The organism is Sedimentisphaera salicampi (assembly GCF_002117005.1).
Classification (GTDB): domain Bacteria; phylum Planctomycetota; class Phycisphaerae; order Sedimentisphaerales; family Sedimentisphaeraceae; genus Sedimentisphaera; species Sedimentisphaera salicampi.
The window spans coordinates 2,836,484-2,861,081 of sequence record NZ_CP021023.1; the positions used below are offsets into that span (position 1 = coordinate 2,836,484).

Here is a 24,598-nt window from a genome sequence, read left to right on the forward strand (position 1 = left end):
AATGCCCCACGAGTTTATAAAAGAACTGAAACCAGGCCGAACCCTGAACGACATCTTCATGGTTACCCAGCCTGTGCTTCGAAATACATCGAGAGGCGATTTATACATAGCGATGTTTCTCTCCGATAAAACCGGAAAGGTAAACTGCAGGATGTGGAACGCATCTGAGGAAACTTACAACTCCCTGCCTAAAGAGGGTTTTATCCGAGTTAACGGTAAAACAGAGCTCTACAAGGATGCCCTGCAGATAGTTGTTAACAGGGTGGAGGTGATCGATGCCTCTGAGGTGAACGTTGCAGATTTTCTCCCTGCCACGGAGAAAGATATCGATAAAATGTTTAATGAGGTATGCGAGATTATCTCGAGGATTAAAGAGCCTTATTTGAAGGCTTTGATGGATGAGTATCTCGCAGATGAGCAGCTTATGGACAATTTCCGCAAGGCCCCTGCGGCTGTGAAGATGCACCACGCCTATCTCGGCGGACTGCTGGAGCATACAAATAATATGCTCAAATCTGCTGTAGGGATTCTTCCCTATTATCCGCAGGTGCAGGGCGAGCTGGTAGTGGCGGGGATATTCCTGCACGACTTAGCCAAAACAGAGGAGCTCAGGTACGCCCTCGGATTCGGCTATACAAATACCGGACAGCTTGTCGGGCATATTGTGCAGTCTGCTATATGGCTCGATCAGAAAGCAGACGTGCTGCTCGAGAAGGGCGTTGAGCCGGATAAGGAAATTGTTGACAGCCTGATGCACATCCTTTTATCGCATCACGGAAAATACGAATTCGGATCGCCTAAGCTGCCCTCAACTCTTGAAGCGCTTATGGTGAGCTATCTGGACGATTTAGACGCCAAGCTGAACTTTGCCAACGATGCTATCCAAAACGAACAAACCCCGGACGACTGGACCACATGGAAATCATTCAATATGTCTGCGGGTACTAAATTCTACAAGAAAAAGGCCATTGGAAAGTGAGCAGAAGAATGCCTGATTTCAGCAAACTCGGTTTGTATCGAAAAAGGGAATTTATACCAAACAGCCCTGATTTTTCAAGCAAAGAAGAAACTGAAAATCTATTCAAAAAGCTCCTTGACTATCCCGCCGAAAGCGGGGAGGATGTTTGGGGGTTTCTGCGGTTTAAGGCAGAGCTGTTCAGCGCTTTGGATCAATACGGCTCAAAGCTGCATATCAAGCTCACCTGCGATACAAGCGATAAGGAAGTGGAAAAGCTTTACAGGCATTTCACAACTGCAATCCGCCCGCTCGTGATAGCCTTCAGCAATGAGATAGACAAAAAAACGAGCAGACTGCTGAAACAGTACCCGCTTGATAAACGCGCATCTGAAGTTCTCAGCAGGGCTTTGGAAACAGATTTGCAGATATACACCGAGAAGAATGTTCCTCTTTTTACAGAGGAGTCTCTTCTTGTGCAGAAGTACGAAAAGCTCGCAGGCTCGCAGCTTGTGGAGTTTGGAGGAAAGCAGCAAACCTTCCAGCAGATGGCTAAATATCAGCTCAGGCCTGAGAGGAATATTCGGGAGTCTGCTTGGAGGGCCTGCGCGGGCAAGAGATTTACAGACAGGCAAAGCTTCGAATCGCTCTTTGCGGAGATGGTTGAACTTCGCTCGAAAATTGCAGAAAACGCCGGCTTTTCAAATTATCTTGAATACGTGTTTCAGCAGAAGCACCGCTTTGATTACACCCCCGAAAACTGCAAAGAATTCCACGAGGCAGTTGAAGAGGTGGTGGTTCCGGCTCTTTCGGAGATTTATGAGGACAGAAAGCTTCGGCTCGGAGTGGATAATCTCCGCCCGTGGGATCTTGCAGCAGATCCGGAGGGCAATCCGCCCCTGAGGCCTTTCGAGAACACAGAAGAGCTTCTCTCGAAGGTTTCCAGCGTGTTCCATCAGCTTGACGGCAGGCTCGCAGGGATATTTGATATGATGCGAATGGAAAACCTGTTCGACCTTGAAAGCAGAAAGAACAAGGCCCCGGGAGGGTATCAGTCAACTCTGTTCGATTCGGGAGTACCGTTTATATTTGCCAATCTTGTGGGCGTGAATGATGATCTGCGGATAATCTTCCACGAAAGCGGACATGCATTTCATACATTCGCCTGCCGAGACGAGCAGATCTTCGAATACCGCCACGCGCCGATGGAATTCTGCGAGGTTGCTTCGATGAGTATGGAGCTGCTGGTAATGCCGCATCTTTCATTGATTTACGAAAACCCGCAGGAGCGAAGCAGGGCAGAGCGGGTTCAGCTCGAGAAAACCCTCCAGATCCTTGCAAGCGTTGCGATGGTGGATGCCTTCCAGCACAAAATTTACGAACAGCGAATCACCGATCCCGAGGAGCTTGCTGAGATTTGGCTCGATTTGAACAAAAGATTCCGTCCAGCTCCGCTGGATATTTCCTGCTGTGAGCAGCTTGTTGCGAGGCAGTGGCAGAGGATTCTGCACTTCTTCAAGGTGCCGCTGTATTATATCGAATACGGGATCGCCCAGCTCGGAGCTCTTGGAATATGGCAAAACAGCTTTCAGGACACCGAAAAAGCCCTCTCACACTACTGGAATGCCCTCAGCCTTGGCGGATCCAGGCCTTTGCCCGAGCTCTTTGAAACAGCAGGGGTGAGGTTTGATATGTCCAGAGATCATATAGCTCCGCTGGTGGAGACAGTGCGAAAAGAGCTATGGAAGAGCTAACCGCTTCCGTTTTCTGTTTTTAAGGCCTGCCGAGAGGCCGGGCTTACTAATGTCTGTTTTTTTCACGCTCTTTTTTTGTGGCGTTTTTGAGGATATTCCGCTCCCTCTGAGACAGCTTATGAATCCCTTCCTCGTGTATCTTCTTGAGGATCCTGTCAATCTCGGCCTGAGTAACCGTATTTGGGTGTTCCGGGTGCGAGTGGAAGGGCTTATGCGAGGAAAATTCCTTCGTGCTCGATCTTACAAACTGCCCGAATCTGGTTCGCCTTATCTTCGGCCACCAGCAGTAAAGTGCGCCAGCGAGCATACCGCCAAGGTGAGCTGCATCTCCGCCTGCGTTCTGTCCGCCTGATAAAACGTTCAGACCATACATTATCGTAATTACTATAGCCGCCATCCTTATCGGTACGGGGAAAACGAATATAAACACAACAAACTGCGGGGATAGTATTGCAGCAGCAGCAAGCAGGCCCAGCACGCCTCCGGATGCGCCCACAAGGACGCCAGGGCCGATAATCCCTGCCATCTTAAACAGGAAGAAAAATATCCCTCCCACGACTCCGCAGGTGAGATAAAAGGCGAGAAACCGCTGGGAGCCCCATTTGCTCTCGAAATGCGTGCCGAGGAAATAAAGACCGATCATATTCATCAGTATATGGCCGACGCTTGCGTGCATAAACTGAAACGTTGCAAACCGCCAGAGCTCAAGCGATCTGGTGAGCGGCTCGTTTATCAGCGCGCAGAGCATACTGATCTGCCCGCCCATTAGCTGGTCTGCTGCGAAAGCCGCAATGTTTGCAATCAGCAGTATCTTCACTATCGGCGTAATCGAGGGAAAGCCTGTCGGGCTTGAATGCCTCGGCCGGTAATTGTATTGCACGTAATCTCTATCGTATAAGCCCATTAGCTTTATTCCTTTTCGTGTAGTAGATCAGTCCCGCAACCCCGGCGGCGAACAGCCCGATGCTGATAAGCTGTGAGATCGTCAGCATACCAACTTCGTATGGGTTGTCGTCTCTGAGAGACTCCACCAGAAAGCGGGATATTGAATACAGTATAAAAACAAGGCTGAACGTGCAGCCTTTGCATCTCATTTTATCATTATTTTCTCTGCCTGAGCCGTATCGTCGCCAGAAGATAAAGGCCAGCAGGCAGTTAACAGCATTTGCAGCGCTTGAATAAAGCTGGGTAGGGTGTACGGGCTTTGCCTGATAAGGCCCGCCTCTGCTGACCAGCTTTCTCTCTGCCTCAGTAAGCATATCTTTTGGCTTTAGAGGGTATTTTTCTTTGTTTTCCTCGCCTGCCGGCACCCATCCCTTCTGCGTGTTAAGCCCGTAAAAGTTGGCCGGCAGATCAATATACGGTTCTTCTCTTTCTCTAAGAGGGTCTGGATGGGCCTGAGCGTTGTAAACTATAGACCCATACGGGAAAACCACACCCACAGGCAGCTCTGTAACCTGCCCGTAGCAGCAGCCGTTCAGGAAGCAGCCTATCCGGCCGATCGCTATCCCTATAAGCAGAGCCACGGACAGTATATCAAGGCTTGTGAGCATATCGCATTTTTTCTTCCAGAGGTAGTACAGAATAAATGCAATCGCCAGTATTACTCCGCCGAGCAGTTCGAGCCCGCCGTTCCATACTGCGAATATCTCCATAAACCCTTCTTCATACACCCTGTAGTGCAAGACATACATTGCCCTTGCACCGATAATCCCAGCTATCAGCGAGTACATTCCTGCATTTATGAGCGTTTCCGCATTCGCCCCTCTGCCCGTCTTGGCACACATCTTCCTGATCAGCCAGAAGCCGGCGAAAAGACCCAGAACCAGCATAGTTCCGTAGCTTTTTACCGTCAGATCGGTGAAAGGTATTCTAAACAGTTCCGGGAACATAATTTCCTTGAGTTATCGAGTTTCTTTGATGCCGTTGTTCTGGTCTGCCAAGACAACTCTGGGGTTATGGGTTCTCATTTCTTCCGGGCTGTAGAACCCGAAGCTTATTATTATTACTACGTCTTCAGGTTCAAATTTCCTTGCAGCAGCGCCGAGGATTGTAATCTTCCCGCTGCCTGCGGGCTCGGGAACTACGTAGGTCTCTATCCTCTCGCCGTTATTTACGTTAGCCACGAGAACGGCCTCGTTCGCCGCTATGCCGGAGGCTTCAAGCAGATCGGAGTCTATTCCGATGCTCCCCGGGTATGTGAGCTGCGAATCGGTAATTTTTGCTCTGTGAATTTTTGCTTTTAAGGCTTTTACAAACATTTTATCTGTCCTGAGAAGCTTTGCGGCTTCATTTTATTCAACTGATTATACACTCAGGAGTATATTTTAAAAAATCGAAACAAAAAATCCAGCAATCTTTATTTCGAAAAATATCATAATATGTTCATTCTCCGAATCCGGCCTTGCCGGGAGGCCGGGTCTTCACCGCTCTGCTGCCCGAATCGGCTGAACCAGAATCATCAGGCTGATTTCCGGCTATTGTGAAACCTGAAAATTTTTTTGTTTTTCTCTTGATATCAGCCCCGCAGCTCATATAATTCCACGTTTCAAAGATTACAGATTGAATAACCTCTCAGTCGAAAGATTTTGAGAAATAGAATATCAGGGAGATTTATAAGTGGCACATTCTTTATCGGCCAAAAAAAGAGTTCGGCAGAATGCCAAACGCAGGCAGCTCAACCGCGCCCGCAAGAGCATGGTTCGTACTGCAATCAAGAAATTCGAGCTTGCTGTGAGAAATCACGAAGTTCAAGAAGCAGAGCAGTATTTCCTTTCAGTGCAGAAACGCCTTGACAAGGTGGCAGCTAAAGGAACTATGCACAAGAATACTGCCTCCAGAACCAAGGCTCGTATGGCTAAAAAGCTTCAGGACCTTCGGGTGAAGGAGCAGGCCGGCTGAGGTTTCTTAAAATTTCGAGCTGTGAACCTGCATTTCTCTTCTGAAATTGCAGGTTTTCTTCTTTTTACGGCAGAATATGCTGGACATTTACAATTATTGTAATAAAATTCACTTTTCGCTGAGACGAAAATAAACTAAATAATTTGCTAATTTTTTTGGTAAGAGGATTTATCAATGGCACATAAGAAAGGTCAGGGCTCATCGAGAAACGGCAGAGACAGCAATCCCCAGTATCGCGGGATTAAGCTCTACGGAGGCCAGCAGGCAAAAGCAGGGTCTATACTTGTTCGCCAGTGCGGCACGAAATTTCACCCTGGATTTAATGTAGGTCTCGGAAAAGACTATACACTTTTCGCCTTGAAAGAGGGTAAGGTGAGATTTCAGGGCAAGAGAGTTCATATAGACTGCCCTGAAGCCTGAAAGGCTGTTCATAATAACAAATAACAAGAGGCGGCTTCAACAGAGCCGTCTCTTTTGGTTTTCGGAGGAAAAGTGCAGAAGACAATTAAAGAGGCCTTCGAAGCTTTTGATATAAGGGGTGAGTTTGACTGTGCGAAAAGGTGCGGGAATGGTAATATAAACAATACCTATCACATCACTGCACGGGAAGAAGGCGTTTTACACAATTATATATTTCAGCGGATAAACACCTCAGTTTTCACTGAGCCGGATAAGCTTATGCACAATCTGGTGCGTGTTGTAAACCACCACCGCGGAGCGTTGGCCAAGTGCGGGGTGGAAGATCTGCATAAGCGCGTGCTCACGGTTTTCACTACCCGCAGGGGAGATTATTTCTATACAGACAGCAGCGGGAACTGCTGGAGGTGTCATCTATTTATAGATGGAAAAACTCACGAAAGCCTTGATGACCCTGAGAAACTTTTCAACGTTGCCTATGCATACGGCAGCTTCATCTCCCATATGGAAGATTTCGAGGAAGATCTGCACGAAACCATCCCGAATTTCCACGACGGAAGATGGCGTCTCAGGCAGCTTGAGCAGGCGAGCAGAGAAGACAGGGCAGACAGGCTGGCTTCTGTGCAGGACTGGGTTGATTTTATATTCGAAAACAGCTCTGATTTGATTTCTCTGCAGGAGAAAATCGATTCAGGTATTATCCCCATTCGAATCACACATAACGATGCAAAAATTAATAATGTTATTCTCGACAGGGATACGGGGAGGCCGCTTTGCGTGATTGATCTTGATACCGTGATGAAGGGTTCGGTTCTGTTTGATTTCGGGGATATGATACGCTCAGCGGCGAATACTGTATCTGAGGAGAGCCCTGAACTGAGCTGTTCGGCTTCGCTGGATATCAAGAGATTCGAGTCTCTGCTTGAAGGTTTTATGCAGGCAGGTTCGGATGTTCTTGTAAGCTCGGAGATAGAGCATATAAATCAGGCCACTCGCCTTCTGTCTCTTATGATAGGCACGCGTTTTCTCACAGACTACCTCAACGGTGATGTCTATTTCAAGATCCGCTGGGAAGACCACAACCTCACAAGAGCCCTCAATAATCTCCATCTTTACAAGTCTATAAAGAATCAGAGCGATCAGATAGATAAGCTGATTAGAAAATACGCTCCTGCCTGCCGTTTAGCTTGAATACAGGCTAAAATCCAGTTCTCTTGAACTGCTTTTCAAGGTCTTTTATCGAAAAGCGGATTCGAGAAGGCCTTCCGTGCGGGCATCTTGAGCTTCTTTCTGTTTGTTCGGCCTCTTCCAAGAGGTGCTGAATTTCCTCATCACCGAGCTTCTGTCCGGCCTTTATCGCCGCCTTGCACGAGGCGGTGTCCAATACGCAGTGCACAAGCTCCTCCCTGCCGGGCTGAATCTGGGTGTCTGAGAGCCTTTCAACGAAATCAGACATAAACTCCGAGGGCGAGGCCTTTCGCAGGAGAGTAGGGAAAGACTGCACTGCCCAAGTTTCCGGTCCGAATGGCTCGATGTGTATCCCGAGCTTTTCCAGCAGCTCAATACTGGATTCCAGAATCTCCCTGTCCTTCTCTCTAACCTCAAATGTTTCGGGGATCAGAAGCTTCTGGGATTCAAGTGCCCCAGTGCTCTGGTCTTTGATCCTTGCATACATCTTTTCATAGATGATTCTCTCGTGGAGTGCATGCTGGTCTATTATCTCAAAACCGTCCTCTGTTTCGTTGAGTATGTAGCTGTTGTGAACTTGGAGCCATTTCTTTAGCGGAAGCTCTGTTTCGGGGCGATTTTCGATGGGCGGAAGGCTGAAATCCTCTGCTGCACGCTCAAATCGCCTTCCTGAAGGCTCGTCTGGGGCGAAAGGCCTTCTCGGGGATTGGATTCCTGCTCCGCCGGACGGCCTTTGATTCCAGAAACCGGGGAGGTCTTTCCTTGCCCCGCTGCCGCTGTTTTCGAAGAAATTCTGCATGGATTCTCTGATTCGCTCAGCATATTCACTGCTGTTTCTGTTCATCGCCTCATCGAGTCCCTCGCTTGTCTGGAAGGCTGCTCCGGCATTTGATTTTCCGCTTTCTCCGCCCGAAGGGAAGCGGTCAAATTCTGCTGAGCTGATGCTGCCCTGAACTTCCGTTTTAACGTTCAGGAGCTTCTCCCTGAGCGAGGCGAGCACTTGAGAATGAACAAGATTGGGATTATCGAATCTGATTTCTGTTTTGGTTGGGTGTACGTTTACATCGTAGCTCTCATAGGGCATTTCGAGGAAGATAAAAGTAACAGGGTGTTTGCCCGGCTCCAGAAGCCCCCGATACGCCTCTTTAATGGCGTGCGAGATGAACTTGTCCCTGATATACCTGCCGTTGAGGAAGGTGTACTGGAATTTGTTCGTGCCCCTTGAGATTGAAGGGGTGCAGATCTGAGCACGCACCATAATCCCTCTTTCCTGATTCTCAATGCTTATAAGATTATCCCTAATCTCCTTTGAGATGAGCTCTCCGATTCGCTGTTCTATGCTTTGGCCTTTGGGCAGATTATGCAAAACCCTTCTATTGTGCGAGAGCTTCATTTCGAGCTGAGGGTTGGCAAGGGCGAGCCTCGTAAACTGTTCGGAAATGTGCCCCATCTCTGTGTTGGCCGTCCTGAGGAATTTTCGCCTGGCGGGGAGTTTGTAGAAGATATTGCGAACCTCGATGGTTGTGCCGTAATCGGAGCTGTCCGGAACTACCTCGCCTTTTTCGCCGCAGTCTATATTGATGCTGTTGGCCTGTATCGAATCCTTGGTTCTGCTTGTCAGCTTAACGCTCGCAATAGAGCCTATGCTCGCAAGCGCTTCGCCCCTGAAACCCATCGAGCGGATTGAGGTGAGGTCTTCCACAGTGCGGATTTTGCTCGTTGCGTGGGGTTCGAAGGCGTCGGGGATATCTTCAGCGGATATCCCCGTGCCGTTATCTGTAATCTGGATGAGCTTTTTGCCGCCGTCCTCAATGTGCAGATGAACCCTGTCTGCCGAGGCATCTATGCTGTTTTCAAGAAGCTCCTTTACCACGCTCGCCGGCCTTTCGATAACCTCGCCGGCAGCGATCATATTTACCATATTCTTATCGAGAATATGTATCCGGCGGCTGGTGGTATTATCCGCCATTTTTCTGGATCAGGCTCCTTCCGGTCATTTCTTTCGGCTTTTCTATTCCCATCAGATCGAGCATTGTCGGTGCTGCGTCAGCGAGGCATCCTCCGCTTGCCAGTTTGGTATTTTTAAGCTCTTCGTCGAACACTATAAAAGGCACATCGCCTGTGGTATGAGAGGTAAACGGATTGTCTGCGTTTCCCTCAGCCATTTTCTCTGAGTTGCCGTGGTCTGCGAACACTATGGCTGCTCCGCCCATATCCTTCACTTTCGTAAGAATTCTGCCAACGCACTCGTCAACCGTCTGGCAGGCCTTAACAGCCGCCTCAATAACGCCGGTATGACCTACCATATCGGGGTTTGCGAAATTTACGATAATCGCATCAAACTCATTCTTTTCGAGCCTTTCCATTACCGCATCGCACACCTTATATGCGCTCATTTCCGGCTGTAAATCGTAGGTTTCCACTTTGGGCGAGGGGATAATCTGCCGGTCTTCCTTGTCGAAAGGCTCCTCGCGGTAGTCGTTGAAGAAGAACGTTACATGGGCATATTTCTCCGTTTCTGCGCACCTGAACTGTTTGAGCCCGAGCTCGCTGAAATACTGTCCGAGTATGTTTTTCATCTTTGGGGGTTTTGGGAATGCCACAGGTGCGTTTATGGTTTTGTCGTACTGGGTCATACAGACAAAGTAAAGATCGAGCTTTTTGTCCCGCTTAAAACCTGAGAACTCATCATCTACAAATGCCCTTGTAATCTCTCTCGGCCTGTCGCCGCGGAAATTAAAGAACACTACTGAATCGCCGTCTTCTATAAGGCTCAGAGGCTCACCGTTCTCATCTGTTATATTTAAGGGCTTGATGAATTCGTCTGTTTCTTCCCTTGCGTAGCATTCCTGCATAGCCTCTTCAAATGATGAGGCCTTTCCGCCTTCGCCCTTGGTCAGGCAGTTGTAGGCCTTGGAGACCCTCTCCCACCTGTTGTCTCTGTCCATCGCGTAGAACCTGCCGCTGATGCTGGCAATTTTGCCTACGCCGAGTTCGTTCATCTTTGCCTGAATATCCTTCAGAAAGCCAAGCCCGCTGGTGGGGGAGCTGTCGCGTCCGTCGGTTAGGGCGTGCAGATACACTTGCTCAACGCCGCTGCGCTTTGCCATCTCGAGCACGCCGTAGAGATGGCCGAGCAGTGAATGAACGCCGATATCACTGCAGAGCCCCATTATGTGCAGTTTGCTTGAATTCCGCTTAACTCTGTTCATCGCCTCAAGCAGAACTTCATTTTCATAGAAAGACTCATTCCTGATTTTCAGTGTGATTCGAACTGAATCCTGATAAACCACTCGTCCTGCTCCGATATTCTGATGGCCAACTTCGCTGTTGCCCATCGTCCCGTCCGGCAGTCCTACCATCTCCCCGCTGGTATGCATAAGCGTATTTGGATATTCGCTCATAAGCATATCGTCTGTTGGTGTGTTGGCGATTTTTATAGCGTTGAATTTATCATCTTCGCTGTTGGGGTTGTGTCCCCAGCCGTCGCGTATAATCATCACGCAAGGTCTTTTTCTTATCGTACTTTTAGAGCTCATCAATTTAACCTTTCATAATAAGCTAAAAATTCTCAAGGTTTGTTGAAAACTGGATTTTAAGTAAAAAGCCGGCAAGGTCAAACACTCACGCTGCTGTGAAGGGTTTAATTCAGGCTTAAAAGCGGGTCTGTTATGTTTGCTTGCTTGTCTGAAAATTCCCGCTTTGAGAAAAATATTCAGTTTTTCTTTTGTTTTGAGTAAAAAATGGCGGCTTGAGTACATATACATTTATAAGAGAAGTTTATTCAAACCAGAGCGAGAGCCGGCTTGAAACAGAAAAATATTTTGACCGTAAATATTTCGAAAAATGAAATATTCCAAGAAGATAAAACGTCTATATTAAAAAATATTCTAAGGCGCCCGCCCAAGGCGGAACAGAAAGGGTTAGCCAATGAGGCTTTTTGTTTTTATTGTTTTGTTTGTCTCATCAAGCTTTGCCGGCTTGTATGAATCTGGTTCTGCTTGTTTATCCGATTCCGATAATCCCATTGACAGGGCGGTTTTAAGCGGGCTCAAGGCAAATGGGCTCAAGCCGTCCGAAAAATGTTCAGATTCTGTATTCTTAAGACGGATATATTTAGACCTTACCGGCACAACTCCACATCTTTGGCAGGCGAGGGATTTCCTGAACGATAAGAGCGGGGATAAACGCCGGAAGCTTGTCAATAAGCTTCTGGGCAGCCCTGAATATGCAGATTACTGGAGTATGAAGCTCTGTGATACGCTCAGGGTTAAAGCTGAATTTCCGGTTAATTTATGGCCGAACGGCGTTCAAGCCTACTACAAGTGGGTTCACAGCAGCGTTGTGAACAACAAACCGTACGATAAGTTCGCAGAGGATATACTCTTATCCAGCGGGAGCAACTTCAGATCCCCGCCGGTAAATTTCTACAGGGCGATTCAGGGCAATGAGCCGCAAACAATAGCCTCAGCAGCAGCGCTTACATTTATGGGCATAAGGCTGGAAAACTGGCCGGAAAAAACCGCTGAGTGCATAACTCCCTTCTTCTCAAGGCTTTGCTATAAGGGCACGAAGGAATGGAAAGAGCAGATCATATACAACGACCCCGCCGCAGAGACAAATCTTACCGCCTCGCTGCCTTTCGGGGGCAGGGAGGTAACCATTGAAGCGGGAGAAGACCCCAGAAAGCCCTTTGTGAGTTGGCTCATTTCAGAGGATAATGATTATTTTGCAGAAAATATGATCAACCGCGTGTGGTACTGGCTTATGGGAAGCGGGATTTATACTGAACTCGACGACCGCAGGCCTCAAAGCACGCCTGTAAATCCGAGGCTTATGAGCTGCTTGAAGAAGGAATTCGTTTCATCCGGCTGGGATGTTGCCCATCTGATTAAGTTTATAGCATCCTCGCAGACCTACCAGCAGTCTTCGATCCCTGACAAGAAGCCCGCAGAAACCCTGAAGCATTTCGGCTGCTACAAAGTAAGGCGCGTTGAGGCGGAAGTGCTCTCTGATATCCTCGACAAGACATTCGGAGGCAGCAGCGGGAATTATATAAGCAGAATCCCCGAGCCCTTTACCTTTTTCCCCGCCTACAAAACTGCTGTTTCCATACAGGACGGCAGCATTACAAGCCCGTTCCTTGCCCTTTTCGGCAAGCCCTCACGGGATACAGGCTTCCTTGCTGAGCGGAATTCCGAGCCATCCGCAGCACAGAGCAGGTATTTGCTCAATTCCAACTATATCAACAACAAAATTTCGAGAAGCTGGAAGCTCAAGAAGCTGGTTCGAGATAACAGGAAAAACAGAAAGAGGATACTTTCCGGTATCTATCTTTCCATCCTCAGCAGAGCCCCGAGCGAAAGCGAGACAAAGAAGGCTCTGGGTTATTATCGCAGCAGCGGGCTTAATTTGCTTAACGCCTCTCAGGACATTGCATGGGCTCTCACGAACAGCAGGGAATTTTCCTATAAACATTAACTTTCATTGTGAAAGATTATCATTATGAGCAGATTTGAATTTACAAGAAGAGATTTGATAAAGGCTGGTGCAGCAGGTTTAGCCGCTCCGCATCTACTTAACTCGCAGGCCTTGGCCTCAAAGCCTAAGGCGAAGTCTGTGATACAGATATGGATGTGGGGAGGCCCCTCGCAGATAGACACCTTCGACCCAAAGCCTCAAGCAGGCCAGGACTACTGCGGGCCTCTGGACAAGGCGATAGATACAAACGTTGACGGAATCAGGATAAATGCAGCTCTTCCCAAGCTCGCCAAGCAGGCAGACAAATACTCCATCATCCGCAGTATGACCCACGGCACTAACGCCCACGAGACCGCATCCTATCTCGTCCAGACCGGCCGTCAGCCTACGCCCGGGATCGTGCATCCGTGCGCAGGGGCGGTAGTATCGCTGTTCAAGGGCAGGGGAAAGGGCTATGAGAAAAAGCTCCCGCCATACATCGTGCTCACCGAGCCTCAGGGCAGGTTCTCTGAGTGCGGATTTCTCGGGCTCGATTACAAGCCCTTTGCAACGGGGGGAGATCCCGCCAAAGACCCGTTCGAGGTTTCGGGGATCATCGCCAAAGGCATCAGCGAGAAACGCCAGCAGTCCCGCAGGCAGCTTCTCGGCAGGCTCGATACCTTCGGTAAGGCTGCTTCGAATCTGGATATCTTTAAGTTAGCCCAAAACGCCCGCCAAGAGGCATACGATATGATTCTCGGGGATACAAAGAACATCTTCGACCTTTCCACCGAGAAAAGAGAAATCCGCCAGATGTACGGGATGAACACCTTCGGGCAGTCGTGCCTTATGGCAAGGCGGCTCGCTGAATATGGAGTTCCGTATATCACGATAAACTACAAGGGATGGGACACGCACAAACGCCATTTTGAAACGATGAAGCAAAAGCTCCCCGAGCTCGATGCCGGCCTTTCCACTCTCTTTGCAGACCTCTCAGACCGCGGCCTTCTCGATTCGACAATCGTCTGGTGGGGCGGGGAATTCGGAAGGGGACCGAAGGTGCAGTGGCAGGCTCCATGGAACGGCGGCAGATCACACCACGGAAAATGTTTCTCGGTTGTAGTAGGCGGAGGCGGATTTCAGGGCGGAAAGGTTGTCGGCAAATCCGATAAAAAGGCCGTTGCCGTAGAAGAAAATCCCGTGCGCCCTCAGCAGCTTCTTGCGAGTATGTACACGCTGCTCGGGATAGATCCATCCGCAAAGATGCCAAACAACAGAGGGCTTGATGAAATTGTTATGCCTCTTGCAAAAGGCGAGGGCATCCTGAAAGAGATAATGTAGGAGCGGTTCAATGAATAAAACTTTGAGGCTCAGATTGTGTCTGCTTTTTTCCGTCTCGCTTATCTGCCTGAGCGGGTTTTCTGCAGACCCGCAGATTGGATATGTTTATCCTGCAGGTGCGTGCAGAGGCGATACGGTTACCGCAGTTTTCGGCGGGCAGGCCCTCTGGAGCGTGAACGAGGTGCTCTCGAGCTGTGAGGATATTGAGGCGGAGTTTGTTGACAAGGCAAACCACCGAAGCCCGAGGAGCAGAAGGGTTTATATGCCGCTTGTAAGGGCAAGGCATAAGGGCAAGAGCGATGAGCATATCCAAAAGCTACGCAAGGAAATGCTCAAGAAGGAAGGCCGCAAAGAGGGCGACTGGTATATAAACCGCATCGAAAAGATGAATAAAAAGCAATTCCAGCACTTCGTTGAGGCGGCTGTAAGGCTGAACAGACTCCAGCGCACAAACCAGATAGACCAGAAGGTGATAGCGAAGATCAAGGTTTCAGAGGATGCCGCCCCGGGCAGATACCAGCTTCGCCTGAGGGGCAGAAACGGGATAACAAATCCGGTGGTCTTTATGGTGGGCGTTAATAAGGAATTCAGGGAATACGAGCCCAATACCAGAGAGCCCCGCAAGGGGGATGTTCTCCAGCATCCGGCGGTGATTAACGGCCAGATTACTCCGGGCGATGTTGACAAGTTTTACTTTAATGCGAGCAAGGGTGAGAAGCTTGTTATAAAAACTCAGGCACGAACGCTCGTTCCTTATCTCGCTGATTCTGTTCCCGGGTGGTTTCAGGCGGTTGTCTCTGTGAGAGATCAGGCCGGCAGGGAGGCAGCATTCTGTGATGATTTCAGGAATCAGCCGGATCCGGTAATCCTCTTTGATGTCCCGAGCACAGGTAAATACACCCTCGAGATAAGGGATGCGATTTACCGCGGCAGAGAGGATTTTGTTTACAGGATCTCAATAGATAAGAGCCCTTTTGTGCAGTCTGTTTTCCCGCTCGGGGCCGAGAAGGGCGGGAAGGTTCGAGCAAAGCTGGAAGGCTGGAATCTGCCTGCAAAGAGCGCAGCTTTCAATAGCACCGACGAGTGCGGGGTTAAGGCTGATTACATCAGAAAGGCCGGCTTAATCTCGAATCAGTTCAAATACTGCGTTGGCCGGCTGCCCGAGATGGTCGAGAAAGAAACCCCGAAAAACAGCCCGCAGGCGGTTGAGCTTCCGATAACAGCAAACGGCAAGATTGCAGCCGGCGGGGATGTTGATTCGTTCTCTTTCAATGCCGAAAAGGGCAGGTCATACGTATTCGAGGTTTGGGCAGCGAGGCTCAATTCCCCGCTCGATTCGTTTTTGCGGATCAAAAACAAAGAGGGCAAAATCCTTGCCTTCAACGACGACAGCGAAAAGACCCGAACCGGAATGATTACACATTTCGCTGATTCGTATTTGGTCTATAAAGCCAAGCAGAGCGGCACACTTTTCGCCGAGATAACAGATGCCCGGGGCGAGGGCTCCAGCTCGCACTGCTACCGCCTGAGGATCTCCGAGCCGATGCCCGATTTCAAGGTGTTTACAGACCGCTCCTCGTCAAGACACAATCTCGGCGATTACCAGATGCTCAAATTCTCCGCACTTCGCAAGGATGGTTTCGATGGGGCGATTGAGATAAGCGTTTCAAACGAAAAATCAGGCTATTCGCTTGAAGGCGCCGTGATACCGCAAGGGAAAGACTGCGTTTTCGCAACTCTCCACGCTCCCGCCAAGCCTGCGGAAAGGCTCGCAGAGCTTGAGTTTATCGCTGAAGCCGCTGCCGGAGGCAGAAAAATTGTCCGCAGCGTAACCCCAGCAGACGACACCACGCAGGCGTTTGTGCTTCATCATCTCGTTCCCGCTGAGGCATTTCTTGCAGAGCTTCGCGGGAAGGGCAGAAGGGTGTTTCCTGTTTCTGTTGAATCGAAAGAGCCTGTGAAGATTGTTGAAGGCAGGGGAGGGACGGTGAGCATTAAAACCGCCGGCCACCTGCGGGGCAAATACGGCAGTATTATCCTGTCCAAGAAAGAAGGCCCTGAGGCGATCGATTATGCAAACATCATTCCGAAGAAAAACGGCTACGATATAAAGTTCAGGGCAAGAGAAGGGATTAAGGCCGGCGATAAGGGCAATATTATCCTTGAGGCAAAGGCCAGAATCAAGCCCCGCAAAAAAGATGGAAAAGTGAATACTTGGAATCTCGGCTGCCTGCCGGCGATAAGATACGAAGTTGTTTCGGGAGCTTAGAAACTGTTTAAGAGAGAAATATGGAATATATCACCTTTGATTTCAGCAGTAACATCAGAATATCTGTTTCAAAATTCAAAAACAAATCCGGCACTGAAGAATACCACCTCACCTTTCAGCCGCTCAATTATGCCTCTGCAGGCCGGCAGCTCTCCTGGATTCACGCTGCCTACAAAGACGCCCTGAGGGAGCTTGGGCTGGATAATCAAAGCGCTTTGTTCAGGCGTTTTTTATGCAGTGATCTTGTGAATCAGGCTGATCTGCTTGAAGGTTTCGATTTTTCCAGCAGTGATACAGCCCGGGCTGGGTGCGCGGTATCAAAGGTTTGCCAGCCTCCTTGCGGCGAGGCGAAGGTGTGCCTCTGGGCGTACCACGCAGTTAAGCACGGCTCGCCTGCGGCTAAGCAGCTCGGCAGTTCCTGCGTAAGCTTTACCCCCGATAAGCAGAAGCACCTTTTCTGCGCCTCACTCAGCAGCACCGAGGCCGAAAGCTCTTATTTGCAGACTTATGCAGTTTTCGATGATCTCGCCGGCAGGCTGGAGGCAAACTCTATGACGCTCAAAGACAATGTAGTGAGAACGTGGTTCTATGTTCAGAACGTGGACGGAAATTATAAAGGGCTCGTAGATGCAAGAAGGGAGATCTTCGAGAAGGAAGGCCTAACCAAAGACACCCACTTCATCGCAAGTACGGGAATTGAGGGGGCTTGGACTGATCCCGCCTGCAAGGTGCTTCTGGATTACTATGCTATAGACAAGCTCGCGGAGGGGCAGGTGCAGTATATCTCAGCCCCTGAACATTTAAGCCCAACGCATATCTACGGCGTTACATTCGAACGGGCAGCATCAATAAACTACGCAGACAGGATCCATACGCTTATCTCAGGAACGGCAAGCATTGATAAAGAAGGCGAGATTGTTCACCCGGGCGATTTTGAAGGACAGTTTGACAGAACCGCCGAGAATATCGATGCACTCCTGAAGGCAGCGGGCAGCTCAAGGCAGAACCTCGCAGCAATTACCGCATACCTGCGCGACCCCTCCGACAGCGTGCCCGCAGAAAGGCTCATTGAAAGCTGCTTCCCGGGAGTTCCGTCTCTGCTGGTGGTTGCTCCGGTATGCCGGCCAGGATGGCTTGTCGAGATTGAAGGAGTTGCCGTTACTCCTGCAGATCAGCCGGATATGCCCGATTTTTGATGCCATAGTTTGGATGACCCAGCCCGCTTCGCACAGCCGCTGAGATATTTCAGCCGCTAATCCCCGCTGAGATATATGAGCCACTAATCAGCACTAATTTTTCACTAATGATTTTGCTACTTGCTACTCTGCCACAGGCTACTCTGCCATCCGCCGCAGGCGGACTTGCAGCTCTGCCACTCGCCACGCATCAATAAATAGGTAACTGTCCCTATTTAAACTTGGAAGTTAATCGAACGGGCAGAGGCAAATCTAACACATATAAAACCGGTACAAAAATGAGACCGGTTCAAAAACCAGACTGGTCTAAAAACTGCACCAGTAGTGGTCTAAAAAATAGACCGGTTCAAAAATTAGACCGGTCTAAAAACTGTACCGGCAGTGGTCTAAAAATTAGACCGAAACCGGTTCAAAAATTAGACCATAAAAGAATAAGAAAAGAAAAGAGTAATGTGGACGAGCCTTCCGGATATACTTTTGTGCTGAAGGGAGGGAAAGATTACTCACTTCCAAAAGCCAAACTAATAAATGGGTAACTGTCCCTATTTAAACTAACCGCTAATCAACACTGATTTTTCACTAATGATTTTGCAACGAGCCATCCGCCGCAGGCGGACTTGCAGCTCAGCCACTCTGCCACGAGCTACGAGCTACGAATCTATCCCCTGACTTCGGCGGTAAATTTTCATAAGTGCCTGTCAATAAAGGACTCGATTTTTTGCGCAGGCACTACAACCCTGTTTTTTTGAGTTTTTTCAGGGTCTGTGTTACATCTTATAGGGTGTGGTATCTGCGCTCAGATTAACTGTTTTGTAGAGTTTCCTTGCGTCCTCGTTAATCTTTGATGGCAGCACATATTTGCATTCGCTTTTCTTATCCCAGAGGATGCTAAGCTGCACGTGGTTTAGCGCATTTACCATTCTTGCCACAGACATCGCCTCGAATCTTAGCCTAACCCTGTATGCCAGATTCCTCGCGCAGGTTAGAGCGATAAAGCATATCAGTATATGGGCTTTGATTCGTTTCGGTGTCCAGTGATATATCGGCCGTATCTTCAGCTCGTGCTTGCTGATCCTGAAGCACTCCTCAATTAGCCAGAGCTGCTTGTAATGCTCTACTACTGCCGAATCATCCATATCCTTAACATTCGTTATAACGCCGTGAAGGCCATCAAATTTCGCTGCCTGAGCATATTTCTCTTCATTTATCTCGCAGTTTACCTCGCCGGTAACTCGCATAAATTTCTTGTAGCCGTAGTTGCTTATAAGGGATTTGGGGTTACTGCTCTTTTCAAGCTTCTCACGAAGTTTTCTTATAGCTTCGTCCCTGTCGTGTTTATTCTTTTTGGCGAGCTTGTCGCTGTAGGTAACAATTAGCCTTCTGTTCTTGCCGTAATCAAAGCTTCTGAGAGGAGCAACGGATTCTGTAATCTTTGCTTTCCATTGATCAGTGAGGCTTTTTAGCCTCGCTGCTACGATATATTCCACTTTCTGCTCTTCAAGGTAATCCAGATTAGCCTTGCTCAGCATTGCGCTGTCTGCGGTAAATATAACACGCTTGAGGTTGTATTTCTCTTTGATCTTAGGAATAACAGTGTGCAGAGTATGCCCTTCATACTGATTGCCGGGGAACACCTCATAACCAACTGGAAGCCCCTCTGATGTTGAGAGAAGGCCAAGCACAACCTGCGGCTGATTGAACTTCATATCCTTGCTGTAGCCGTTCTTTTTGAGCTCATCTTCTGTAAATGATTCAAAATAGAGGGTGGTGCAGTCGTAAAACAGAAGGTTTATCTCTTCGCCTAAAAGCCCTTTAGCAGCCTTGTGAGCGTGGTTTTGAGCCTTGCTGATAATATCATCTGTGATGTTGTCCATCATCCTGTAAACGCTGTCAAGAGAGAGACTGATGCCGAAGTCTTTAGATAGATCCTGAACACTGCCTCGCTTACTGACCGGATTTGCAAGCCTTGCCATGGTAATGTGGCGAAGGTTTCTGCGAGCAGCCTCTTTGCGTTTATCAAAAAGATTGTTAAATCCGAGCTCGTCATAGATGCTTCCGAACACCTCATGGATGCCGGTGGTGATGCGTGCCTGCTCCTTAATATCCTTCAGATTTACGTTTATAGGCTCATCATCGATCTTTTTGCGGGCTTCTATAGCAGCCTCTGCAAGCTGCTCAGGCTTGAAAAGTGCCGGCGTTATCTCCGCCTCAAGTTTAGCCTTCTCGAATTCGGCGAGATCTTTGAGACGGGTAACATCCTCTTCTGTGAAGGCAGTGCCCATATGACGTACTATACGCTGGCGAGGCTGATTCTTCTCGTTGCGATAGCTCGCAACAATCTGAACAGATCTCTTTGGGCTGTTTTTTGATTTTTTTACTCGTATAAACATAAACACAGATTATACGAAATAAAAATATTATGTCAATATAAAAATAAAATTAGGCACTACAAGGAAGCCAGCCCAAAACACCACCCGTAACAGCCTCAAAACGCACTTTTCGATGAGTTTTCCGCAATACAACCGCCGAAGTCAGGAAAACTGCACCAGTAGTGGTCTAAAAAATAGACCGGTTCAAAAATTAGACCGGTCTAAAAACTGTACCGGCAGTGGTCTAAAAATTAGACCGAAACCGGTTCAAAAATTAGACCATAAAAGAATAAGAAAAGAAAAGAGTAATGTGGACGAGCCTTCCGGATATACTTTTGTGCTGAAGGGAGGGAAAGATTACTCACTTCCAAAAGCCAAACTAATAAATGGGTAACTGTCCCTATTTAAACTAACCGCTAATCAACACTGATTTTTCACTAATGATTTTGCAACGAGCCATCCGCCGCAGGCGGACTTGCAGCTCAGCCACTCTGCCACGAGCTACGAGCTACGAATCTATCCGCTTGCTCCGTCCGCCTCCGGCGGACTCCACGCACGGCTCTGATTGTCGTTAGTAATACGCAGCAACTTAACAAAACGAGATATTTAAACCGAGCCACGCATGAAGACCCGCCGCAGGCGGGGCGAAATAAGTGGACAGCAGACGTTCATCACAGACTGGCCGCAGCATTTACGGACTGAGTCAGAGGCACACATAGGTTATTAAATAAATATATCATTTTCTTCCTCCGATTGCTCCGATTCCTCTCCGCCTCCGGCGGACAGGCTCGGTTTAACTCTCTTTTACATCAGAGAAAACATTTTCATAAATGAGGGAAAGCTCTCTGCCGGAAGGACGCTTAAACGCAATACATAATCCTGCTCTGATGTTTAAATTGATTTTTACAGAGCCAGTCCGCCTGTGGCGGAGAGTTATCGGAGGAAACGGAGAGGAGGGATTTTTAGCCGCTAATCAGCACTAATTTTTCGCTGATGATTTTGCCACGGGCATTCCGCCGCAGGCGGACTATCCAGCAACTACATATAGTATGAGCCTTGCTCAGAGGGCACTAACTACAGCCTGCCTCTAAGAATATTAAAAAATTTTTCTTTGTAGAGACGTGTCATTAAAAGGTTTACAGGATTGCGAAATTTTTGCAGCAATTTCTTTCTTGAAATCAGGCCCTCAAACTTTAAATTAGTAAATAAGCCCGCTATATTGTGCTGACAGGAGAAACAAGCACTACATATAGTATTATAAAGAGTTAATATTTTCGAGAACTAATAAAGGAGTTATATCATGGCAGGCAAGGCTCAGCCGAAAAACATCAGCGTTAAGAGATACTTTTCCACGGAAGGAAAACACCCCTTTGACCAAATCGAATGGGAAAACAGAGAGGCAGTAATCACAGACGAAAAGGGCAATGTAATCTTCAAGCAGGAGGACATTGAAACCCCGAAGAGCTGGAGCCAGCTTGCAGCTAAAATCGTAGTAAGCAAATACTTCTACGGGGAGGCAGGCACAGAGCAGAGGGAGAAATCCATCAAGCAGCTTATCCACCGCGTGGCACGAACGGTAGCGGACCGCGGCTATAAAGACGGGTATTTCACAAGCGAAAAGCAGCGTGAGGTTTTCTACGACGAACTCGCCTATCTCTGCGTAAATCAGTACGGAGCGTTCAACTCGCCGGTATGGTTCAATTTAGGGCTCAAAGACCAGTACGGCGTTGCCGGCAGCGCGCACAACTTCCATTACGACCCCGAGAAGGGCGAATCAGTGCCCTGCGAGGACACATACACCTACCCGCAGTGTTCAGCGTGCTTTATCCAGAGCGTTGAGGACACAATGGAAGACATTATGCGTCTTGCCAACAGCGAGGCGATGCTGTTTAAGCACGGCTCTGGAACAGGCACCGACCTTTCTACGCTTAGAAGCTCTCGAGAGAAGCTATCTGGGGGCGGAGTGCCTTCTGGGCCGCTTAGCTTTATGAAGGTGTTCGATCAGATTGCAGGTGTTATCAAGTCCGGCGGAAAAACAAGGCGCGCTGCAAAGATGCAGTCTCTTATGGTTGACCATCCAGACATCAAGGATTTCATCAACGCCAAGCTCCGCGAGGAGAAGAAGGCCTGGGCACTCATAGAGCAGGGCTATTCCGGCGATTTCAACGGCGAGGCCTACGGCAGCGTTATGTTCCAGAATGCCAATCTCTCGGTACGCGTAAGCGATGAGTTTATGAAGGCCGCCGAATCCGACAGCACATGGACGACCAAAGCGGTTACTTCAGGCGAACAGCTCGACACTTACAGCGCACGTGAGCTTATGAACGAGATCTGCGAGGGCACGAGGGTGTGCGGCGACCCGGGACTTCAGTACCACAGCACAATCAACAAATGGCACACCTGCCCGAACGAGGCGCCGATAAACGCCTCCAACCCGTGCAGCGAGTATATGTTTGTAAACAATTCGGCCTGCAACCTCGCGTCGCTGAACCTGATGAAATTCCGCAATGAAGACGGCAGCTTTGATGTGGAGTCTTTCAAGAAGGCCGTGAAGATCTTCATAATCGCTCAGGAGATCCTCGTTGACAACGGCAGCTACCCGGAGAAAAAGATCTCAGACAACAGCCACAAATTCCGCCCGCTCGGGCTTGGATACGCAAATCTGGGCTGTTTGATGATGAGCCTCGCCCATCCGTACGACTCAGACCCCGCCCGTGAGCTCGCCGGCGCCATCACTGCGATAATGACAGGCACTGCATACGAGGTCAGCGCAGAGCTTGCCGTGCAGAAAGGCGCATTCGAAGGCTACGAGCCAAACAGGGAGCCTATGCTGAACGTTATCGGTATGCACAGAGACAAGGCATACCAGCTGAAGGAAACGCTCTGCCCGAGGTATCTGGTGGAAGAGGCAAAAAACGCCTGGGACAGGGCATACGATATGGGCACGAAATTCGGCTACCGGAACGCACAGACCACCGTTCTCGCCCCAACGGGCACGATCGGGTTTATGATGGACTGCGACACAACGGGAATCGAGCCGGATATTGCCCTTGTGAAATACAAGATGCTCGCAGGCGGGGGGATGATCAAATACGTTAATCAAACCGTGCCTATGGCGCTCAATGAGCTTGGATACAGCGAAGAGCAGATTGAGAAGATAAAAGAAGAAATCGACAGAGACGATACCATCGAAACCTCTGAAATACTGAAGAAAGAGCACCTGCCCGTTTTCGACTGCGCATTCAAAGCCCGAAAGGGGAAGAGGAGCATACCGTGGGAGGCGCATCTGAAGATGATGGCAGCCGCTCAGCCGTTCCTCTCTGGGGCAATCAGCAAAACCATCAATATGCCGAATGAAAGCTCCAACGAGGACATTATGCAGGCATACACCGAAGGCTGGAAGATGGGGCTCAAGGCGGTTGCCGTGTACAGGGACGGGTCTAAACGCACTCAGCCGCTCAACACTGGACTGCAGGAAGAGAAGCAGGAAGAAACGAAGGTCAAGGAAGTGCTTGTGAAAAAGCCCTACCGCAGAAGGCTCCCCGAAACTCGGTGCAGCATAACGCACAAATTCAGCGTGGCAGGGCACGAGGGCTATCTCACCGTTGGACTCTACGACGACGGCCAGCCCGGCGAGCTGTTTATAACGATGGCCAAGGAAGGCAGCACCGTAGGCGGGCTGATGGATGTGATAGGAACGTGCACATCGATGGCTCTGCAGTATGGGGTGCCGCTGGTTACGCTGGTGGATAAATTCCGCCACGCAAGATTTGAGCCGGCCGGTATGACGTCAAACAAGGATATGCCGTTCGCAAAGAGCCTTATAGACTACATTTTCTGCTGGCTGGGATGCCAGTTCCTCCCGGGATACGCCGAAAAGAATACGCCGCACAAGAAAAGCAGCAGTACGATCGACCTGTCAAAGCCGTTTACTGAGCAGCCGGAGGAGAATCAGGAAAAAAAGCCCAGCGCCGGCAGCACTCAGGCCGGCAGAGAGAATCCGAAAACATCTGAGAAAACCGCTCGGCAGCCCGCATTTTCTGTTACAGAAACCAGCTCTACTGACGGGGCGGCAGAGAAGCTGAGCATTATAGGGCAGTTCAACAAACAGTTCGACCACTTCCAGGACGACGCACCAGCCTGCGATATATGCGGGTCTATCACGGTGAGAAACGGAACCTGCTACAGATGCCACAACTGCGGAAACTCTATGGGATGTTCATAAAGACTGAATAGAGAAGACAATCTCTCTGGGGCGTTCGGGGCACGGACGCCCCTTCTTTTTTGCGGCAAGCGGCGGATTGCAAGAAGTATAATCATCAGCGAAAAATCAACGCAGATTAGCGGCTGCCTCTCATATTCAAAAATCCTGTAGATCCTTGCCCCGCAGTCAAAGCGGTTCGGGGCTGTAAATCCTGTCAAAGAAAACCTCTGTGCAATCTGTGTAATCTGTGTAATCTGTGGATTATATATTTCCTCTGCGACTGTCCTTCTATGGCGTTGCTCCGCAGCAGAGCGGGAATTTTATTTAAATTGCACTTGAACTCGGCCGGATTTTTTGTAGAATTCTCAATTCTTTTCCTGAGGCGATGTAGCTCAGATGGTTAGAGCGTAGGATTCATAAACCTAAGGTCGGTGGTTCAATTCCACCCATCGCTATTATGCCCCCTTCGTCTAGTGGCCCAGGACGTCGGGTTCTCATCCCGGAAACAGGAGTTCGATTCTCCTAGGGGGTAATAAGCCCTTCT

18 protein-coding genes and 2 tRNA genes are annotated in these 24,598 nt (G+C 49.1%); 14 read left to right on the forward strand and 6 right to left on the reverse strand.

Annotated features, from left to right (window positions below; translation table 11 throughout):
• The first annotated feature begins 1 nt into the window (after position 1).
• Together STSP1_RS10990 and STSP1_RS10995 are read left to right on the forward strand one after the other, a co-directional pair.
• Positions 2-979, forward strand: a complete 978-nt coding sequence (locus tag STSP1_RS10990; protein ID WP_085756374.1) for a 3'-5' exoribonuclease YhaM family protein — start codon at positions 2-4, stop codon at positions 977-979.
• The gene (locus STSP1_RS10995) at positions 976-2,709 is read left to right on the forward strand and encodes a M3 family oligoendopeptidase (protein WP_123807041.1); all 1,734 of its coding nucleotides are present in this window, start codon (positions 976-978) and stop codon (positions 2,707-2,709) included. Before STSP1_RS10990 ends, STSP1_RS10995 begins: the two co-directional genes overlap by 4 nt.
• Positions 2,710-2,755: 46 nt before the next feature.
• Here STSP1_RS10995 and STSP1_RS11000 read toward each other — a convergent pair whose 3' ends face one another.
• From STSP1_RS11000 to panD, 3 genes are read right to left on the reverse strand one after another with little or no spacing between them, the layout of a single operon-like run.
• Entirely contained in the window at positions 2,756-3,613 is an 858-nt protein-coding gene (locus tag STSP1_RS11000; protein ID WP_085756376.1) for a rhomboid family protein, read from the reverse strand.
• A complete protein-coding gene (gene lgt / locus STSP1_RS11005; RefSeq protein WP_085756377.1) occupies positions 3,597-4,601 on the reverse strand; it encodes a prolipoprotein diacylglyceryl transferase in 1,005 nt (334 codons plus the stop codon). The genes STSP1_RS11000 and lgt overlap by 17 nt, the downstream gene beginning before the upstream one ends.
• Before the next feature lie 12 nt (positions 4,602-4,613).
• Positions 4,614-4,970, reverse strand: coding sequence for an aspartate 1-decarboxylase (panD, locus tag STSP1_RS11010; protein WP_085756378.1), 357 nt, complete (start codon positions 4,968-4,970; stop codon positions 4,614-4,616).
• A gap of 358 nt (positions 4,971-5,328) precedes the next feature.
• Between panD and rpsT the strand changes: the two genes are divergently transcribed.
• The 3 genes from rpsT to STSP1_RS11025 all read left to right on the forward strand — a co-directional run bounded on the left by rpsT (position 5,329) and on the right by STSP1_RS11025 (position 7,218).
• Positions 5,329-5,610 (forward strand): 30S ribosomal protein S20, encoded by a 282-nt coding sequence (gene rpsT, locus STSP1_RS11015; protein ID WP_085756379.1) that lies wholly within the window; start codon positions 5,329-5,331, stop codon positions 5,608-5,610.
• A gap of 174 nt (positions 5,611-5,784) precedes the next feature.
• On the forward strand, positions 5,785-6,030 hold the full coding sequence (gene rpmA, locus STSP1_RS11020) for a 50S ribosomal protein L27 (protein ID WP_085756380.1): 246 nt from the start codon (positions 5,785-5,787) through the stop codon (positions 6,028-6,030).
• A 72-nt stretch (positions 6,031-6,102) separates the two neighbouring features.
• Positions 6,103-7,218: a phosphotransferase enzyme family protein gene (locus STSP1_RS11025; protein ID WP_161491716.1), complete on the forward strand. Its 1,116-nt coding sequence runs from the start codon at positions 6,103-6,105 to the stop codon at positions 7,216-7,218.
• 7 nt (positions 7,219-7,225) lie between these two features.
• Here STSP1_RS11025 and mutL read toward each other — a convergent pair whose 3' ends face one another.
• Together mutL and gpmI are read right to left on the reverse strand one after the other, a co-directional pair.
• Positions 7,226-9,184 carry a DNA mismatch repair endonuclease MutL gene (gene mutL / locus STSP1_RS11030; protein ID WP_085756382.1) on the reverse strand — a complete coding sequence of 653 codons (1,959 nt, stop codon included), beginning with the start codon at positions 9,182-9,184 and terminating at the stop codon, positions 7,226-7,228.
• Entirely contained in the window at positions 9,174-10,754 is a 1,581-nt protein-coding gene (gene gpmI / locus STSP1_RS11035; RefSeq protein WP_226997483.1) for a 2,3-bisphosphoglycerate-independent phosphoglycerate mutase, read from the reverse strand. Before gpmI ends, mutL begins: the two co-directional genes overlap by 11 nt.
• A gap of 391 nt (positions 10,755-11,145) precedes the next feature.
• On the opposite strand from gpmI, the gene STSP1_RS11040 reads away from it, so the two are divergent.
• The 5 genes from STSP1_RS11040 to STSP1_RS11060 all read left to right on the forward strand — a co-directional run bounded on the left by STSP1_RS11040 (position 11,146) and on the right by STSP1_RS11060 (position 18,017).
• Positions 11,146-12,696: a DUF1553 domain-containing protein gene (locus STSP1_RS11040; protein ID WP_085756383.1), complete on the forward strand. Its 1,551-nt coding sequence runs from the start codon at positions 11,146-11,148 to the stop codon at positions 12,694-12,696.
• 24 nt (positions 12,697-12,720) lie between these two features.
• Positions 12,721-14,016: a DUF1501 domain-containing protein gene (locus STSP1_RS11045; RefSeq protein ID WP_085756384.1), complete on the forward strand. Its 1,296-nt coding sequence runs from the start codon at positions 12,721-12,723 to the stop codon at positions 14,014-14,016.
• Between the two features lie 10 nt (positions 14,017-14,026).
• Complete coding sequence (locus tag STSP1_RS11050; protein ID WP_085756385.1) at positions 14,027-16,285, forward strand: hypothetical protein; 2,259 nt, start codon at positions 14,027-14,029, stop codon at positions 16,283-16,285.
• 20 nt (positions 16,286-16,305) lie between these two features.
• Complete coding sequence (locus STSP1_RS11055) at positions 16,306-17,481, forward strand: Rid family hydrolase (RefSeq protein WP_085756386.1); 1,176 nt, start codon at positions 16,306-16,308, stop codon at positions 17,479-17,481.
• Positions 17,482-17,759: 278 nt separating this feature from the next.
• On the forward strand, positions 17,760-18,017 hold the full coding sequence (locus STSP1_RS11060) for a hypothetical protein (protein ID WP_085756387.1): 258 nt from the start codon (positions 17,760-17,762) through the stop codon (positions 18,015-18,017).
• A gap of 231 nt (positions 18,018-18,248) precedes the next feature.
• Here STSP1_RS11060 and STSP1_RS11065 read toward each other — a convergent pair whose 3' ends face one another.
• Positions 18,249-19,871, reverse strand: a complete 1,623-nt coding sequence (locus STSP1_RS11065) for an IS1634 family transposase (RefSeq protein ID WP_085755470.1) — start codon at positions 19,869-19,871, stop codon at positions 18,249-18,251.
• Between the two features lie 112 nt (positions 19,872-19,983).
• On the opposite strand from STSP1_RS11065, the gene STSP1_RS12410 reads away from it, so the two are divergent.
• The 4 genes from STSP1_RS12410 to STSP1_RS11080 all read left to right on the forward strand — a co-directional run bounded on the left by STSP1_RS12410 (position 19,984) and on the right by STSP1_RS11080 (position 24,586).
• Positions 19,984-20,244, forward strand: a complete 261-nt coding sequence (locus STSP1_RS12410; protein ID WP_123807042.1) for a hypothetical protein — start codon at positions 19,984-19,986, stop codon at positions 20,242-20,244.
• 906 nt (positions 20,245-21,150) lie between these two features.
• Positions 21,151-24,075: a vitamin B12-dependent ribonucleotide reductase gene (locus tag STSP1_RS11070; RefSeq protein ID WP_085756388.1), complete on the forward strand. Its 2,925-nt coding sequence runs from the start codon at positions 21,151-21,153 to the stop codon at positions 24,073-24,075.
• A gap of 360 nt (positions 24,076-24,435) precedes the next feature.
• Positions 24,436-24,509, forward strand: a tRNA-Met gene (locus STSP1_RS11075).
• 4 nt (positions 24,510-24,513) lie between these two features.
• A tRNA-Glu gene (locus tag STSP1_RS11080) sits at positions 24,514-24,586 on the forward strand.
• Positions 24,587-24,598: the final 12 nt, after the last annotated feature.